Source organism: Frankia sp. CpI1-P (assembly GCF_001421075.1).
Taxonomy (GTDB): domain Bacteria; phylum Actinomycetota; class Actinomycetes; order Frankiales; family Frankiaceae; genus Frankia; species Frankia torreyi.
Genome location: NZ_LJJX01000030.1, coordinates 1 through 14,381, shown reverse-complemented (window position 1 = coordinate 14,381; position 14,381 = coordinate 1). Strand labels below are relative to the sequence as shown.

General features: G+C 72.0%; 12 protein-coding genes and 9 pseudogenes. 11 read left to right on the top strand and 10 right to left on the bottom strand.

Translation table 11 applies throughout. The features are described from left to right. From FF86_RS52450 to FF86_RS19335, 3 genes and pseudogenes are all read right to left on the bottom strand, one after another. A partial coding sequence (locus FF86_RS52450) for a pyridoxal-dependent decarboxylase (protein ID WP_242419073.1) occupies positions 1 to 856 on the bottom strand: 856 nt, incomplete at its 3' end. Continuing rightward, a pseudogene (locus tag FF86_RS52445) lies at positions 853 to 1,250 on the bottom strand (aminotransferase class III-fold pyridoxal phosphate-dependent enzyme); the annotation flags it as partial. The pseudogene FF86_RS52445 and the gene FF86_RS52450, both read right to left, overlap by 4 nt. A 1-nt stretch (position 1,251) precedes the next feature. Then, on the bottom strand, positions 1,252 to 2,292 hold a 1,041-nt coding region (locus tag FF86_RS19335; RefSeq protein ID WP_242419072.1), incomplete at its 3' end, for a diaminobutyrate--2-oxoglutarate transaminase family protein. A gap of 478 nt (positions 2,293 to 2,770) precedes the next feature. Here FF86_RS19335 and FF86_RS19330 point away from each other — a divergent pair. Together FF86_RS19330 and FF86_RS33455 are read left to right on the top strand one after the other, a co-directional pair. Then, positions 2,771 to 4,318: an alanine racemase gene (locus FF86_RS19330; protein ID WP_044887155.1), complete on the top strand. Its 1,548-nt coding sequence runs from the start codon at positions 2,771 to 2,773 to the stop codon at positions 4,316 to 4,318. 608 nt (positions 4,319 to 4,926) lie between these two features. Beyond that, the gene (locus FF86_RS33455) at positions 4,927 to 5,394 is read left to right on the top strand and encodes a hypothetical protein (protein ID WP_055406242.1); all 468 of its coding nucleotides are present in this window, start codon (positions 4,927 to 4,929) and stop codon (positions 5,392 to 5,394) included. A 164-nt stretch (positions 5,395 to 5,558) separates the two neighbouring features. Here the strand turns inward: FF86_RS33455 and FF86_RS67140 are convergent. Both FF86_RS67140 and FF86_RS62780 read right to left on the bottom strand, forming a co-directional pair. After that, a pseudogene (locus FF86_RS67140) lies at positions 5,559 to 5,621 on the bottom strand (NUDIX hydrolase); the annotation flags it as partial. A 1-nt stretch (position 5,622) separates the two neighbouring features. Continuing rightward, positions 5,623 to 6,071: NUDIX hydrolase (locus FF86_RS62780; RefSeq protein WP_255355844.1), on the bottom strand; the 449-nt coding region annotated here is incomplete at its 3' end. Positions 6,072 to 6,721: 650 nt separating this feature from the next. On the opposite strand from FF86_RS62780, the gene FF86_RS34300 reads away from it, so the two are divergent. Further along, positions 6,722 to 6,868: a hypothetical protein gene (locus tag FF86_RS34300; protein WP_157866960.1), complete on the top strand. Its 147-nt coding sequence runs from the start codon at positions 6,722 to 6,724 to the stop codon at positions 6,866 to 6,868. A 197-nt stretch (positions 6,869 to 7,065) separates the two neighbouring features. On the opposite strand, the gene FF86_RS19310 is transcribed toward FF86_RS34300, so the two are convergent. Then, a complete protein-coding gene (locus FF86_RS19310) occupies positions 7,066 to 7,350 on the bottom strand; it encodes a hypothetical protein (protein ID WP_044887151.1) in 285 nt (94 codons plus the stop codon). Positions 7,351 to 7,400: 50 nt separating this feature from the next. Here FF86_RS19310 and FF86_RS67135 point away from each other — a divergent pair. The 7 genes and pseudogenes from FF86_RS67135 to FF86_RS19300 form a co-directional block, all read left to right on the top strand. After that, positions 7,401 to 7,936, top strand: a pseudogene (locus FF86_RS67135) (transposase); the annotation flags it as partial. 1 nt (position 7,937) lies between these two features. Further along, a pseudogene (locus tag FF86_RS67130) lies at positions 7,938 to 8,059 on the top strand (hypothetical protein); the annotation flags it as partial. A 1-nt stretch (position 8,060) separates the two neighbouring features. Further along, positions 8,061 to 8,173: pseudogene (locus FF86_RS67125) on the top strand (hypothetical protein); the annotation flags it as partial. A 127-nt stretch (positions 8,174 to 8,300) separates the two neighbouring features. After that, a pseudogene (locus FF86_RS67120) lies at positions 8,301 to 8,562 on the top strand (IS1182 family transposase); the annotation flags it as partial. A gap of 1 nt (position 8,563) precedes the next feature. Further along, a pseudogene (locus tag FF86_RS67115) lies at positions 8,564 to 8,623 on the top strand (hypothetical protein); the annotation flags it as partial. Position 8,624: 1 nt separating this feature from the next. Beyond that, a partial coding sequence (locus FF86_RS52435; RefSeq protein WP_242419071.1) for a transposase occupies positions 8,625 to 9,170 on the top strand: 546 nt, incomplete at its 5' end. 69 nt (positions 9,171 to 9,239) lie between these two features. After that, the gene (locus FF86_RS19300) at positions 9,240 to 10,262 is read left to right on the top strand and encodes a bifunctional lytic transglycosylase/C40 family peptidase (RefSeq protein WP_052681450.1); all 1,023 of its coding nucleotides are present in this window, start codon (positions 9,240 to 9,242) and stop codon (positions 10,260 to 10,262) included. A gap of 51 nt (positions 10,263 to 10,313) precedes the next feature. Here the strand turns inward: FF86_RS19300 and FF86_RS19295 are convergent, their stop codons facing one another. The 4 genes and pseudogenes from FF86_RS19295 to FF86_RS52420 all read right to left on the bottom strand — a co-directional run. After that, positions 10,314 to 11,171, bottom strand: a complete 858-nt coding sequence (locus FF86_RS19295; protein ID WP_055406246.1) for an ATP-binding protein — start codon at positions 11,169 to 11,171, stop codon at positions 10,314 to 10,316. A 203-nt stretch (positions 11,172 to 11,374) separates the two neighbouring features. Then, positions 11,375 to 12,383: pseudogene (locus tag FF86_RS52430) on the bottom strand (PP2C family protein-serine/threonine phosphatase); the annotation flags it as partial. A gap of 1 nt (position 12,384) precedes the next feature. Beyond that, positions 12,385 to 12,580 (bottom strand): annotated as a pseudogene (locus FF86_RS52425) (hypothetical protein); the annotation flags it as partial. 1 nt (position 12,581) lies between these two features. Beyond that, a partial coding sequence (locus FF86_RS52420; protein WP_242419070.1) for an ATP-binding protein occupies positions 12,582 to 13,486 on the bottom strand: 905 nt, incomplete at its 3' end. 493 nt (positions 13,487 to 13,979) lie between these two features. Here FF86_RS52420 and FF86_RS52415 point away from each other — a divergent pair. After that, on the top strand, positions 13,980 to 14,381 hold a 402-nt coding region (locus FF86_RS52415; RefSeq protein ID WP_242419087.1), incomplete at both ends, for a HAMP domain-containing protein.

Here is a 14,381-nt window from a genome sequence, read left to right as displayed (position 1 = left end):
TTCCGGCCGGTGCCGCCGGGGGTCGCCGCCCGCGTAGCCGGCGCCGGTGCTCCTCGACCGCAGCCGCGATCTCGCGCAGCGGGTCGACGGCCCCGGCGTCGGTGGTGCCCGCGGTGGCCACGACGACGGCCGGGCCGGGGTACTCGGCGAGCGTCCGTCGCAGCAGGTCGACCCGCATCCGGTCCTGGCCGTCGGTGGGGATGGTGGCCCCCGGCGGGGCATCGAGGCCCAGCACCGCGGCGGCGCGGTCCACCGACAGGTGCGCGGCAGCCGAGCGGAACACGCGCAGCCGCCCGTTCGGCCCCGCCGCTTCCGTAACCCCACCGGCTGTCCCCGCGGCCCCCGGGCGGGCGGCATCCCGGGCGAGAAGCAGGCCCATGAGATTGGACTCCGTGCCGCCGGTGGTGATCGTGCCGGTGGCCCGATCCGGGTCGAAGCCGGCCAGCCCGGCGAGCGCGGCGACGACCTCGGTCTCGATCGTGGTCGCGGCCGGGGCCTGATCCCAGGAGTCCAGGGACGGGTTGAGGGCGCTCACGGCGAGGTCGGCGGCGACCGCCACGGGCAGCGGGGGGCAGTGCAGATGGGCGGCGCACCATGGGTCCGCCGGGTCCACGGACCCGGCCGCGAGGGCCTCCACCAAGCCGGTGAGCGCGGCCGTGGCGCCAATACCGGTGCGCGTGAGCAGGCTGGTGCGGTTGGGCGATACGCCGAGGGCGGCCTGGATCGCCGCACGCACTCGCGCGGGTCCACCGGCCGGCAGCGGTCCGCCGCGCCGACGCCGGCCCTCGGCCAGCGCGGCGAGGGTCAGCCCGACGAGCTCGTTCAGGCCCCGCCGGGGCTCCGGCGCTTCGCTCACGTGGTCGGACGCCCGGTGGCGTCGGCGGTGAGCCGCCGCACGGCCGCATCGGCGGCGTCGGCGAGGATCGCCAGGGCGCGCTCGCTCTCCTCCTCGCCGATGATCAGGGGTGGTAGGAGCCGGATGACCGCCCCGTGCCGCCCACCGAGCTCGATGATCAGTCCACGGCGGAGGCACTCGGCCCGGACCAGGGCAGCGAGCCGGGGATCGGCGGGATGCGCGCCGACCGCGTCCGCCTCGATCGTCGGATCGACCAGCTCGGCGCCGAGCATGAGCCCCCGGCCGCGCACGTTCCCCACGTACGGACGGTCACGGGCGAGATCCTCGAGGCCGGCCAACAGGCGGGAGCCCAGGCGGGCGGCGCGTTCGTCGAGTCCGTCCTGGCGCACCCGGCNCAGGGTGGCACGGCCGGCGACCATCGCGAGCTGGTTGCCGCGGAAGGTGCCGGTGTGCGCGCCGGGCGTCCAGACGTCCAGCTCGGCCCGGTAGGCGATCACGGCCATCGGCAGTCCGCCGCCGATCGCCTTGGACATCACGAGGATGTCGGGGGTGATCCCGCTGTGCTGCGCGGCCCAGAACCGTCCGGTCCGCCCCACCCCGGTCTGCACCTCGTCGAGGATGAACGGGATGCCGCGCCGGCGGGTGATCTCCCGGATGGCCCGCAGCCAGCCGTCCGGCGCCGCGACCACGCCACCCTCTCCCTGGACTACCTCCACGATCAGTCCGGCCGGATCGGTGACCCCGCCGAGCGGGTCATCCAGCAGCCGTTCGATGTAGCGGATGGAGAGTTCCGCACCGTCCGGACCGGCGGCGCGGCCGGCCGGGGATCCCACCCCGAACGGGCACCGGTACGGGTAGGGAAAGGGCAATCGGACAACCGAGGCCGTGGCCGGCAACGGGTTCTTGACGGCGACGTTGCCGGTCACGGCCAGCGCGCCCGCGGTCATGCCGTGGTAGCCACCGGTGAACGCGAGCATGGTCTGGTTTCCGGTCGCCGTCTGGGCGAGCTTGATAGCCGCCTCCACCGCGTCGGCCCCGCTCGGACCGCAGAAGTGCAGCTTGACATCGCTGCCCAGCCCCGGTGGCAGGCAGGCCCGAAGCTCCTCGGTGAACGCGTCCTTCTCGGGGGTGGCGAGGTCCAGGGTGTGCAGGGGGGCGCCGCGGGAGAGCGCCGCGGTGATCGCCTGGACCACGTCCGGATGGTTGTGGCCCAGGGCCAGAGTGCCGGCACCGGACAGGCAGTCCAGGTAGCTCCGGCCGTCCGCGCCGACGACCGTGGCTCCGCCCGCGCGGACCGGCACGATCGGGAGGGTGCGCGCGTAGGTTCGGGCGGACGACTCCCGCTCGCGCTGCCGCGCCAGGATGGCGGCGGGATCCCAGGCCGGGGGGACCGGGTCGATGCTGGTGCTGATGCCGTTTCGAGCGGAAATCGTCATTGCGGGCGACTCCCTTTCGAGCGGACCGTGTTCAAGGAAGCCTAACCTAACTCCGCGGCGAGCTGTTGCTCCGCGCAAGGATACGGTCGCGTCTGGCACCATCGGCGGATCCCTCCATGGTCCGCCTGGATGCCCTGCATCGTCGTGGAATTGCTGCTCCTGAGGCCCTCCCTGGCTCGGGCCCCCGCCATTCGGGCAGTGTCCGAGCGCACACCCGGGGGTGGACTCTCCGGCTGGCATGGTCGTGTCTGTCTTGGGACGTGGCTGTGCCGTCGGTGCGTGGCCCGATTCCGCCCCGCTCAAATGGGCTGATCACCCCTGCGCCCGGGCCGCTGCGGCCGTCGTCGCCGGAGGAGCGCGGAGCCGGGTCGACCACGCATTCGGCATTTTATTGCGCGGAATACGCCGCATTCGTCACTGTGGGAACGGCGTGGTGGTCCGATCGGGCGATGACCGGGCCCCGGGGAGGAGGACTCGGATGGACCTGCCGCCGTCCGCGGCTCCGCTGCATGCCCTGCCCGCGGAGCGCCTACCCCTCGCGGTGCTCGCGGCGGTGCGCGATCGACCGGCGGGGACGGCGGAGATCAGCGCCTACCTCTACGACCCGACCGTCGCCGCGCGCAACGCCGCCGCGCTGCGTGCCTGCCTGCCTGGCTGGGCGGCACTCTGCTACGCGGTGAAGGCCAACGGCTTCCCGCCGGTCCTCGACGCGCTGCTGCGGGGCACCGGCGCAGGCCGTTCGGGTCTGGCCAGGACGCACCCCACCCTCCTGGGCGCGGACCGGTCGGCCGTCCCCGGAGTGGGCCAGGAGGCCGCCGCCACCGGCGCGGACCGCGGGTGTGCCGTCCCCCGTCTGGACCTGCCGTCCGCCGCTTCCGAGGCCGGCGAGGACATCGTGGTCCCCCGACTGGACCCGAACGCCGTCGTCCCCGGTCTCGGTGGGGTGGACGGTTTCGAGGTCTCTTCGGTGCGTGAGATGCGCCTGGCCCTGGCGACCTACGGCCGAGTGGCCGCCGCCCGATCGCCCTACCTGGTCGCGTCCGGCCCGGCGAAGTCGGTCACTCTGCTGACCGCGCTGGTCGAGTCCGGCGTGTCCATCGTCAACGTCGAGAGCCCGGGTGAGCTACGGCGGCTGGAGGCTGTCGCGGCGCGGCTCGGTCGGCGGGTCACCGTGGCGGTGCGGGTGAACCCGGCGCGGGTCTCCCTCACGGGCTCCCTGCAGATGGGGGGACGGCCGAGCGCGTTCGGGGTGCCCGAGTCGGAGGTGCCGGCCGTGCTGGATCTGGCGAAGCGTCTGCCCCATCTGGACGTGGCCGGATTCCATGTCCACGCGGTGTCGGGCAACCTCGACGCAGCCGCCCATCTGGACTACGTCCGCTGGTGCCTCGGGTTCGCCGAGCGCACGGCCGCCGACGCCGGGATCGACCTGCGGGTGGTCGACGTGGGTGGGGGACTTGGCGTGCCGTTCGAGCCGGACCGGCGCGGCGAGCGGCCCTTCGACCTGGACCGGTTCGGGGAGGGCCTCGCGCGGCTATCGGTCCCAGCCGGCGTCGATGTGATCTTCGAGCCGGGCCGGCTGCTCGTGGCCGACTGCGGCTGGTACGCCGCCGAGGTGATCGACGTCAAACGCTCCTACGGGACCGATTTCGTCGTGCTGCGCGGCGGCATCCACCATTTCGCCCTGCCGACCTCCTGGGAGATCGTGCACAACTTCGCGGTCGTGGCGAGGTCCCATCCGAGCGGCGCGGAGAAACAGAAAGAAGCCGAGGACGTCGGGGGCGCGGGAGAGAACGGGGGCGTCGACACGACCGGACGTCCGGTCACCGTCGTGGGCGAGCTGTGTACCCCGGAGGACACTCTCGCGCGCGACATCACGGTCGGATCGGTGCGGCCCGGCGACGTCATCGTCTTCCCGCTGGCCGGAGCCTACGGCTACGAGTTCGCGCTCGCGGACTTCCTCGGCCATCCTCGGCCGCGCCGCATCGTGCTTGCGACATCGGCCGACGGCGGTCCGCAGGGCGGGTGACACGGGCGGTCGCCGGGGTCTCGCGGCGGGGCCCCGGTCGGACCCGTCGCAGACGAACGTCACCGGGCGCGGGACGGGCGGGATGCCCGGCCGAACCCGAGCCCCGACGCAGGCGTCCGCTCCACCGCCGGTCCCCTGCGGTCGATGGGGAACCCAGGGGAGGACCCGTGTCTATCGCGTCCGGCGGACGGGCAGCAATGTCGATGGCTGTGCGTGTTAGTCGGAAGAATGGTAAATAGGCTGTTTTGTCTCCACGCAACGCAATGGCTGCAAAATTCTCTATGTACAGACAACGCGACTCGGCTAGACTTGTCCTGGTCGCATCCAATGTGGTTGCCGGGCTCGATCCACCCGGTCGGCCGCGGATGACGGCCGACTACCGCCGGCGTGTGGTGAATTATCGTCCGGGCCGATCAAGCCGACCAGTCCGTTCCGTCTACCAAGTATGAAGGTGGTCTCCTCTTCGGTTACAGCCTGATCGGCTGCTTTCGGTGGTTCCTTGGTCTCGGCCTTCTGGTCTGCTGGTCGTGTTCGCCCGGCGTCGCGTCGGTGATCCGTGTGGTCGTGGCAACGGCCGATCCGAAGCCGGTTGTGCGGGGGGAATTCTCATGCTTTCGTTTCTGCGTGGGCGCGTGTCCGGGCATCGGTACCGAACCGCCGTCCCCCTTCTTCTGGGGGCCGTACTGCTCGGTGCAGTTCTGGGTGGCGGTGGCTATGCGTATGCGTCCGGCACATCTTTCGACAATCCCTGGGTCTTCCGGGCGACGAACCAGGCGAGCGAGGGGCTGCGCATCCAGTCCACCGGTGGGCCGAACGGTCAGCTACTCATTGTGTACGATAATTTTAACCAGCCTATCTTCGCCGTCAACAAGGCGGGCGGGGCGAGCGTGTTCGGCGACAACTTCAACGTGCACCAGGGCGGTGACATCTTCCATCCCTGGGTCAGACTGAGCGTCGTCGATCCGCGGCCGGCGGACTGCGTGACCACCGGTCAGCTCGTCATCGGCGGATCAGCCACCTCGGGCGGTCGGATCTGGCGATGCGTCGTCGGCCGTGGCTGGCTCCCCGTGCTCTGACGTGTATCTGGCGGAATTCCCGTCCGCCCGGTGGGCTGCATCGACGGAGGCATCCCGGTACCCACCTTCGCCGCCCGGCGGGCTTGCTGAATTCGGCGGTGTCCCGAGGGTCCATGGCGGGTGACCCGGAGGCTGGCCCGGGCCGGCGTTCACGGTTCATCAANGAGCAGGGCCATGACGCCGACGAGGGTGGCGCTGCTCACGATCTTTCGGTGGCGGATGAGCTCNCCGATCTCGCCGAGCGGTATCCATTCGATGCGATCCGACTCGTTGCGTTCCGTGGGCGGTCCGGTGAACGTGGCGGAGTCCGCCCGGAACACGAAGTGCTGCGCGTCGGTGATGCCGTTCGCGGGCTGCGCGTAGATCAGGGGCCGCAGCGGCCCCGGGCGCCAGCCGGTCTCCTCCTCCAGTTCCCGGGCGGCGGCGTCGATGGGTTCCTCGCCGTCCTCCACCAGACCCATCGGCAGTTCCCAGCCCCAGGTGTCAGTGACAAACCGGTGCCGCCACAGCATGAGTACCCGCCGCGACTCGTCCAGCAGCGAGGTGATGGCGACATCGCGCAGCCGGACCACGTGATACTCCGCCCGCTGCCCGTCCGGCTGCTCCACGTCGAGGTAGGCGAGGTTGACCCAGGGCGTCTGGAAGACGGACCGCTCCTGATGAACCCGCCACTTCATGAAGGCTCCCTGCTCGTGCGACAACTGACCGTCCGCCGCCCGCCGTCCGCCGTCCGCCGTCCGCCGTCCGCCGTCCGCCGTCCGCCGTCCGCCGTCCGCCTGCAGCCGGACGGCGAGGCCGTTTGCTCGATGCGGGATCGGATCTGCCGCTCCGCAGGGACGGTGGCGGTTTCCCCTGCGCCGGCGTTCTCGTCGAAGGGGTCGCGGTGGAGGCCGCCATCGATCCAGATCGGTGGCGGCGGATTCGACCGAGCAAAAACATCAGGCGCTTCCGTGCCCCGGGTAATTCGGCGCCCTGTCCTCACCTACGGTGCGAACCGATGTTATCGTCTACGCGTAGACGCCGGGAGGATCCTGATGACTGAGCCGGTGAAGCGGCGGCGCTCTCTGCTGGGTGATGCTCTGCCAGCACGAACGTTCGACCAAGGGGTCGATCTTGAGGTTGCGGAGTGGATCCTGGGAGCCTTGACCGCCAGGATCTCCAGTCTGCTGGCTGAGGAGCCGGACGAGACGGTGGCGCANAGTCTCCGGGCGGAGCGTGCCGCCCTGGCCGCCGAGCGGCGTCGAATGATTGCCGGGGGCCCGTCTGCAGTCGCCCGGGTGCTCCAGGAGTACGGACCGCGGGCTAGGCAGCTCCGAGAAGAGCGGCAGTGACCGAGGAGTTCAGGCTCGATCCGAAGAGCCACCAGGAGATTTTCGTCCACGAGATCGTTCCCGAACTGCTCGCGGGGGCGCGGTGGCAGGAGGTTCCGATCGTCTTCCTGCTCGGCGGCCAGCCTGGGGTCAATGCCACGTAGCCTATTTTGATCATGTTCGGTTGAGGGTGTGGATCCTGGCCGTCGCTGGAGCGTGATGGCNGATGCTGGCGGCCTCGCCGGGTTTTTTGACGCGGTAGTTGTTGTGGCGGGCGCGTTTCACCGCGCGGGGGCAGGTGCGTTCACGGCGGTCGGGGATCAGGAGCCGGGCGAGGTTGGACAGGTGCTTGGGAAGGTGGTCAGTCCAGTCCTGAGGGGGGAATGTCCGCCGTCCCGGTGGCGGTACGGCGGATCAGGCGGAGGGCCTTGGCGAAAGAGATCGAGTCCGGGTCGAGGTCCGCGGCGGCGGACGCCTGCGCGGTCAGGTCACTGATCGCATGGTGGACGATCAGATAGGACCAGATCTCCTGGTAGACCAGGTCCGGAAGACGGGACCGTAGGACTCGCCCGGGGCCGCGGAGATGGGTTTTGAGCTGGTTGTTGACTCTGCTGCTTAATTCGGCTGGGTGTCGTGGGTGCGGCATGATCTCCTCTGCGGTCCGGGTCGCCTCGTGGGCCGCGGGAGGTGGGGCACATGTCGTTGCAGCCGAAGGGGCTGCCCGAGATCCCGGCGCAGACCGTGGCGGTCGCGCGGGCGGCGTTCCCGCGGGGGACGCCGGCGATGCGGCTGCGGGACCGGCTCGCCGAGGTGTTCGTCGATAAGCCGTTCACCCCGGCGTTCGGCCGGCGGGGGGCGCCGGGTCTGCCGCCGGCGGTGTTGTCGCTGGTCACGGTGCTGCAGTTCACCGAGAACCTCACCGACCGGCAGGCCGCGGCGATGGCGGTCCGCGCGATCGACTGGAAGTACGCCCTCGGCGCGGAACTGACCGACACCGGGTTCGACGCCACTGTGCTGTCCCGGTTCCGGACCCGCCTGGCCGACCATGGCCTGGAACGGGTGGTGTTCGACCGGCTCGTGGAGGTCTGCCGTGAGCGGGGCCTGATCGGCGCCGGTGGCCGGGCGCGCACCGACTCCACCCATGTGATCAGCGTGGTGCGGGACCTGAACCGGACCGAGCTCGCCGGGGAGAGTGTGCGGGCGGCGTTGGAGGCCCTCGCGGTCGCGGCCCCNGACTGGCTGGCCGACACCCTGAACGTCGACGAGTTGGCGCACCGCTACGGCGAGCGGGTCAACGGATGGACGATGCCGTCGTCGACGGCGGCCCGGGACCGCCTCGCGGTGGTGTTCGGCCANGACGCGCTCGCGGTGTGCCGGGCGGTGGGCGCGCCCACCGCACCCGGCTGGCCGCGCGAGATCCCCGCGGTGGCGTTCCTACAGCAGATGCTGGTGCAGACCTACTACCTGTCNACCGACAGCCGGGGACGGGAGGTGATCGTGAAGCGGGACGCCGACCAGCAGGGTGTCCCGCCCGGACATCGCCGCTTGGCCTCCCCNTANGACCGCGACGCGCGGTGGGCGGCCAAGGGCGACGACCTGTTCTGGTGCGGCTACAAGGTCCACCTCACCGAAACCTGCGACCCTCCCACCGAAGCCGAAGCCGAAGCCGAAGCCGAAGCCGAAGCCGAAGCCGAAGCCGAAGCCGAAGCCGAAGCCGAAGCGTTGCCGTTACGGCTGATCACGGACGTTCTCACCACCCAGGCGACCGTCCCCGACGTGAAGGCCACCCTGCCCGTCCAGGCCGCCCTCGCCGAGCGTGGCCTCGCCCCCGCCGAGCACTACCTCGACGCCGGCTACTNCTCCGCCGACCTGATCCACGACGCCGCCACCCGCGGCATCACCATGGTCACCCCCGCCCTNCTCGACCACTCACCCCAGGCCAGAGCCGGCGCCGGCTTCGACAAGGCCGCGTTCCGGATCAACTGGAAAGCCCGCCAGGCCCGCTGCCCGCAAGGCCACACCAGCACCGGCTGGTACCCCGTCCGCCAGCACGACCGGGACGCCATCGTCGTGCAGTTCGCCCACACCGACTGCCACCCCTGCCCCACCCGCACCGAGTGCACCACCGCGGCGCGTGGCACCCGCTACCTCAGCCTGCGCCCCCAAGAACTCCACGAGACCCTCACCGCCGCCCGCGCCGAACAGGCCACGGACACCTGGAAGACCCGGTACGCGCTGCGCGCCGGGATCGAGGGCACGATCAACCAGGCCCTCGATGTCACCGGCCTGCGCTACGCCCGCTACTGCGGCCTACCCAAGACCCGCCTCCAACACGCCTTCTCCGCCACCGCGGTCAACATCATCCGCCTCGACGCCCACGGGAACCCCGACCAACCGGCCTTCACACCCCGCACCAGCAGACTCACCCGCCTCAGCCACCAACTCGCAACCCAAACCCCGAATTAAGCAGCAGAGTCTTCACCGCGATCAGCATCAAGTCGTCCTGACTCGTGATGAGGGGGTGGATCCCGGGCGATGGCGGTCGAGACCATGCCGGCGCAGGGAGCATCGACGCCACCGCTGGCGGCCATCCTCGCCGGATCGGCGATGGTGCTGGTCGTGGGCTTTGTCGCGATCTTCGGCGGGGCGATCTCCGGGGACTCCGGCGGCGCAACCGGCCAGTACGCGGACGCCGGGACGATCCCCGGCGCCTACGTGGGCGCGATCCTCAGTGCCGGTCAGACCTGCGCCACCCTCAGTCCCGGTCTGCTCGCCGCCCAGCTCAAGCAGGAGTCCGGCTTCCGGCCCGGTGCTCGATCACCGGTCGGCGCCCTCGGCATCGCGCAGTTCCTGCCCGGCACCTGGGCCAGCCACGGCCGGGACGGGGACGGGGACGGCCGGGCCGACATTCTCAATCCCGCCGACGCGATCCCGTCTGCGGCCGCCTACGACTGCTCGGTGGCCGCCGCGGTCGCGGATGTGCCCGGGGACCCGGTACGGCTCATGCTCGCCGCCTACAACGCCGGCCCGGGCGCTGTGCGTGCCTACCAGGGCGTTCCGCCCTTTTCGGAGACCCAGAGCTACGTCGAGTCGATCCTCGCCGCCGTGCCCGGCATGACCGCGGCGCTCAGCAGCGCGAGCGCCCCGATCGGACCGGCGACCGAGGCGGCCGCGGCCGCGATCGCCTTCGCGCGCGGTGAGCTTGGTGATCCCTACGTGCTCGGCGCGAACGGGCCGGATGCCTGGGACTGTTCCTCGCTCGTCCAGGCGGCCTACGCCGCGGCCGGGGTCAGACTGCCCCGCACGACCTACGACCAGGTCGACGCCTCCGGTCCGAGCATCGCGCTGATGCCGTTGTCGGCCTGGCAGCCGGGGGACCTGCTGTTCGCCGCGGGATCGGACGGAACCCCCTCGAATCCGGGGCATGTGGGCATCTACCTTGGCGGCAACCAGGTTCTGCACGCCCCGCACACCGGCGACGTGGTCAAGATCGTGACACTGGATCGTTACGAGAAGGTCACCCGGGTCACCAGGCCGTCGGCGCTGTCGACGGAGTGAGTCGCGCCGGCCCGGCGCCTGCGCGCTTCCATGGGCGGCGGCCCCGGGGCCTCAGAACAGTCGGGTGATGATCCTGGTGTCGGGCTGGCCGTCGTCCGATCGGGGGACGCCCGGCCCGGAGATGGCCGGCCGGATCCTGCCCGAACCGGGGCGGGACCGCCGCTGGGAGATGGCGGAGGTCGTGGATGCCGCGGGCGTCGCCGTCGGCCCGTCGGCGCGCAGGCCGGAAGACACCAGGGCGGCCCGCGGCGCGGCGGGGGGCGCAGCCTTGTCCGGCGGTGGCGTGGACGGCGGTGGCGTGGACGGCGGTTGCGTGGACGGCGAGGCGGGTCCATCGGAACGCCCCTGGTGCGGGTGTCCCGCGGCGACCCGGGTGGAATCCGTCGGGTCCGAGGTGCCGGCGGACGCCGGGGTGCGGTCGCCGTCGCGGGAGGCCGTCGCCGTGGCCTCGCCGTCGCCGGCGGGGGCGGGCTCGTGCGGCACCGGCAGGTCGAACCAGAGGTACTTGCCCGACTCCGCCATGACCGTCCCCCAGCTTCCGGCGAGGGCGTCGAGGACGAGCAGGCCGCGGCCGCCCTCGGCGTCGGGCGCGGCCGTGCGCCGCTGCGGCAGGACGGTCGAGGTGTCCGAGACGGAAGCGTGGATCAGCCCGGGGCGCATCTCGATGAGCAGCCACAACGGTGGCTGGCCGTACTTGACGGCGTTGGTCACGAGCTCGCTGACGAGCAGCTCGGCGGTGCTGCGGACGTCCTCGGGGAGCTGCGCCATCCGCATGCCCTCCCGCAGGACCCGACGGGCCTGGGGAACGGCCGAGGGCAGATAGGGAAGCTCGGCGAGTATGTGGGTCGCGGGTGGGCAACGCGAGGTCGCCTGCCGAACCACGTCCATCGGAACCGAAGACGCGCTCATCTACCACCAAGCCTGAACAACGAGGACATCGCTCATCGTGTACCCGCTCANGGCCGATTGAAGCCTCGGAATCCGGATCGCACCCCTTGGGGCGATGCCCACTCGGCATTCGATCTTGCTGTGGACGCCGGACCTGCGTTTATGGCCGCCGACCGGCTTCGTCGCGGGGGGACGTGACGGCCGTCGCCACCACCCGGGGCCGGTCAGCCGGGTACCCGCGCGACCAGGATCGCGACGTCGTCGCGCAGGTTGCCGCCGGCGAAGCGCTCGGCCGCGGCGAGCACCCGGTCGGCGATGCCCTGCGCCGACAGCCCCGCGCACCCGGCGACCGCCGCCAGCAGCCGATCCTCGCCGAGCAGGTCGCGGCCGTCGCGGGCCTCGATCACCCCGTCGGTGTAGAAGACCAGCGACTCGCCGGCGCCGAGGGTGACGTCGATGCCGGGGAAGGAGACCTCGTCGTCGTCGAGCACGCCGAGCAGGGTGCCGGGCCGGCCGACGAGCGAGGCGTGCCCGTCGGCATGCAGCACCACCGGCTGGGGGTGCCCGGCGAGGAACAGCCGCAGCCGGATTCCGGCGGCCTGCGCGTCCCCGGCCGGGCCCCCGCCGGGCAGGCTCGCGGGGCCCGTGATCGACGCCGCGGCCAGGGTGCAGAACCGGCCCTGACCGTTGGGGTGCGAGGAGGCGGCGTCACGCAGTGTCCGGTTCAGTTCGAGCAGTACCTCGCCGAGGTCGGTGCCGCGCCCGGTGAGCAGCCGCAGGACGGCGCGGGCCACCCCGGTGACCGTCGCGGCCTCGGCGCCCTTGCCACAGACGTCGCCGATGGCGATCGTCCAGCCCAGCGGGCCCCACAGCAGGTCGAAGAAGTCCCCGCCGACGTCCAGACCGGCCGACTGCGCGGCGCCGTAGGCGGAGCCGAGATCGAGTCCTTCGATCATCGGCAGGTCCGGCGGGCGCAGCCCGGCCTGCAACGTGCCGGCGAGCTCCACCTGGCGGCTGTAGAGGCGGGCGTTGTCGATGGCGAACGCGGCCCGGCGGGCGAGGTCGGCGAGCAGGTCGATCTCGTCGGCGGCGAACGCGTTGCCCTCCGGGCGCCCGAGGGCGAGCACCCCGAGCACCCGGCGGCGGGCCTTGAGCACCATCACCAGGGTCGGGCCGCCGAACGCGGTCAGCGAGTGCACCCGGTCGCCGCTCGCGGAGCGCACCGCGGCCATCNGCACCCCGCCCGGGTCGGCCGCCGCCGTGCTCAGCGCGCCGGCCATGTTCTCCTCGGCGTGGGCGGCCGACCACAGCGCCGGATCGGCGTTCTCCCGATGCAGGTAGACCGCGCACCACTGGGCGAGTCGGGGGACCGGCAGCCGGGCCAGCAGGGCCAGCGAATGGCCGAGGTCGAGGCTGCCGGCGAGCAGGTCNGACGCCTCGGCGAGGAACGACAGCATCCCGATCCGGCGCTCCTCGGCGCGGCGCATGTCGCCGCCGCCGAGGGCCAGCGCCATCCACCGGGTCGCCAGCCGGATGCGGTCGACGTCGAGCCCGGCCGGGCCTGCCCCGGGCGCCGGCCACAGCAGCAGCTCGCCGAGGCTCGACTGGGTCGGGTCCAGCGGGAACGCCACCGCCTCGTCGGCCTCGCCGACGACGCCAAGGGTGGCCACGGTCTCGACCCGGCCGCCGTCGCGGCCGGGGCGTCGCACCAGCCCGGCGGTCACGGTCAGGGCGTCGACGAGCTGCGCGAGAAGCTCGTTCACCTCGCCCTCGGCGGTCAGGGCGCGCGCGGTGTCGCGGGCGATGAGCCGTGCCGGGCGCATCTGGGCCGGCACGATCACCGCCTCGTCGTCGGCGGTGGAGTCCTCCTGCGGGACGTCCGCGGAACCGAGCCGGAACCAGACGGTCTTGCCGCCGGGACGGTGCTCGGTGCCCCAGCTCGTCGCGAGCGCGTCGACGAGGGCGAGGCCGCGGCCGTCCTCGCGCAGCCCGTCGAGGCCGAAGTCGGCCTCCTCGGGGAACGCCGACGGCGGGCGCGGCACGTCCACCTTCTTCACCCGCGCCATGCCGATGCGCACCGGGTGCCGGTCGGCGACGCCGACGCGAACGCCGTCGCCCTCCTGGCGGACGTCGACGGTGGCCGCGGTGCCCGCGTGCACGACGACGTTGGTGACCAGCTCGGTGACCAGCAGGAGCGCGGAGTCGAGCAGGTCGTCGTCGAGCCGGCCGTGCAGCGTCTCGAGCACGAAGCGCCGCGCGGACCGAGGGGAATCGGGCGTCGGCGGCAGCGTGATGGCCTGCGTCGGCGTCGTCGGACCCCCTCCTACGCCATTCATGTCGCTCAGTCTCTCCTGCGTTGTCCATCGTGAGGCGGATACTGGCGGCTGGTGTCACCTGTCCACCGACGCCCGCCCACGCCGGTGCCCCGAGGAGACCGCCCCTGGCCCGGGCTCCTCCGCCCGGCCCGTCGTCCGAGACGATCGTGCCGACCGAGCTCAGGTAGGAGACCGATGAGTTCCACTGACGACCAGCAGGCCCCGGCTCGCCGTGATCCCGTTGCACCCGGCGGTGACGCTATCGCGACCATCGTCCCTCATGCGACCCGCGACGTGGACGAGACCCGGACATCGCGCACCTCGTCGGATGAGCTGATCGCCGATCTCCTGCACGGTCTGACCNGGTTGTGNGAGGGCGACTTCGCCACCCGCCTGCCGGCCCGGGAGGGGTATGCCGGCGACGTGGTGCGCAAGTTCGACGAGCTGGCCGCCATCCAGGAGCGCCATGCCGGCGAGCTGGCCCGGGTCAGCAAGGTGATCCGCCGCGACGGGNGGCTCACCCTGCGGATGGAGGACCAGGGCAGCCCCGGCGGCTGGTCGGACATGACCCAGGCAGCGAACTCCCTCATCGACGACCTGGCCCGCCCGACCCACGAGGTCGCGCGCGTCATCGCCGCGGTGGCCGAGGGGGACCTGTCCCAGCACATGGCGCTGGAGATCGCCGGCCAGCCGGTGCGCGGGGAGTTCCTGCGGATCGGCACCACGGTGAACACGATGGTGGACCAGCTCTCGTCGTTCGCCGATGAGGTGACCCGGGTGGCCCGCGAGGTCGGTACCGAGGGCAACCTGGGCGGGCAGGCCAAGGTCAAGGACGTCTCCGGGGTCTGGCGGGACCTGACCGAGTCGGTGAACTCGATGGCGGGCAACCTGACCAGCCAGGTCCGCAACATCGCCC

What these genes read in the sequence shown, in the direction of transcription:
- FF86_RS19300 (WP_052681450.1), top strand. Translation starts at nt 9,240, where the DNA reads ATGGCGGTCGAGACCATGCCGGCGCAGGGAGCATCGACGCCACCGCTG.
- FF86_RS19330 (WP_044887155.1), top strand. Translation starts at nt 2,771, where the DNA reads ATGGACCTGCCGCCGTCCGCGGCTCCGCTGCATGCCCTGCCCGCGGAG.
- FF86_RS19295 (WP_055406246.1), bottom strand. Translation starts at nt 11,171, where the DNA reads ATGAGCGCGTCTTCGGTTCCGATGGACGTGGTTCGGCAGGCGACCTCG.
- FF86_RS33455 (WP_055406242.1), top strand. Translation starts at nt 4,927, where the DNA reads ATGCTTTCGTTTCTGCGTGGGCGCGTGTCCGGGCATCGGTACCGAACC.
- FF86_RS19310 (WP_044887151.1), bottom strand. Translation starts at nt 7,350, where the DNA reads ATGCCGCACCCACGACACCCAGCCGAATTAAGCAGCAGAGTCAACAAC.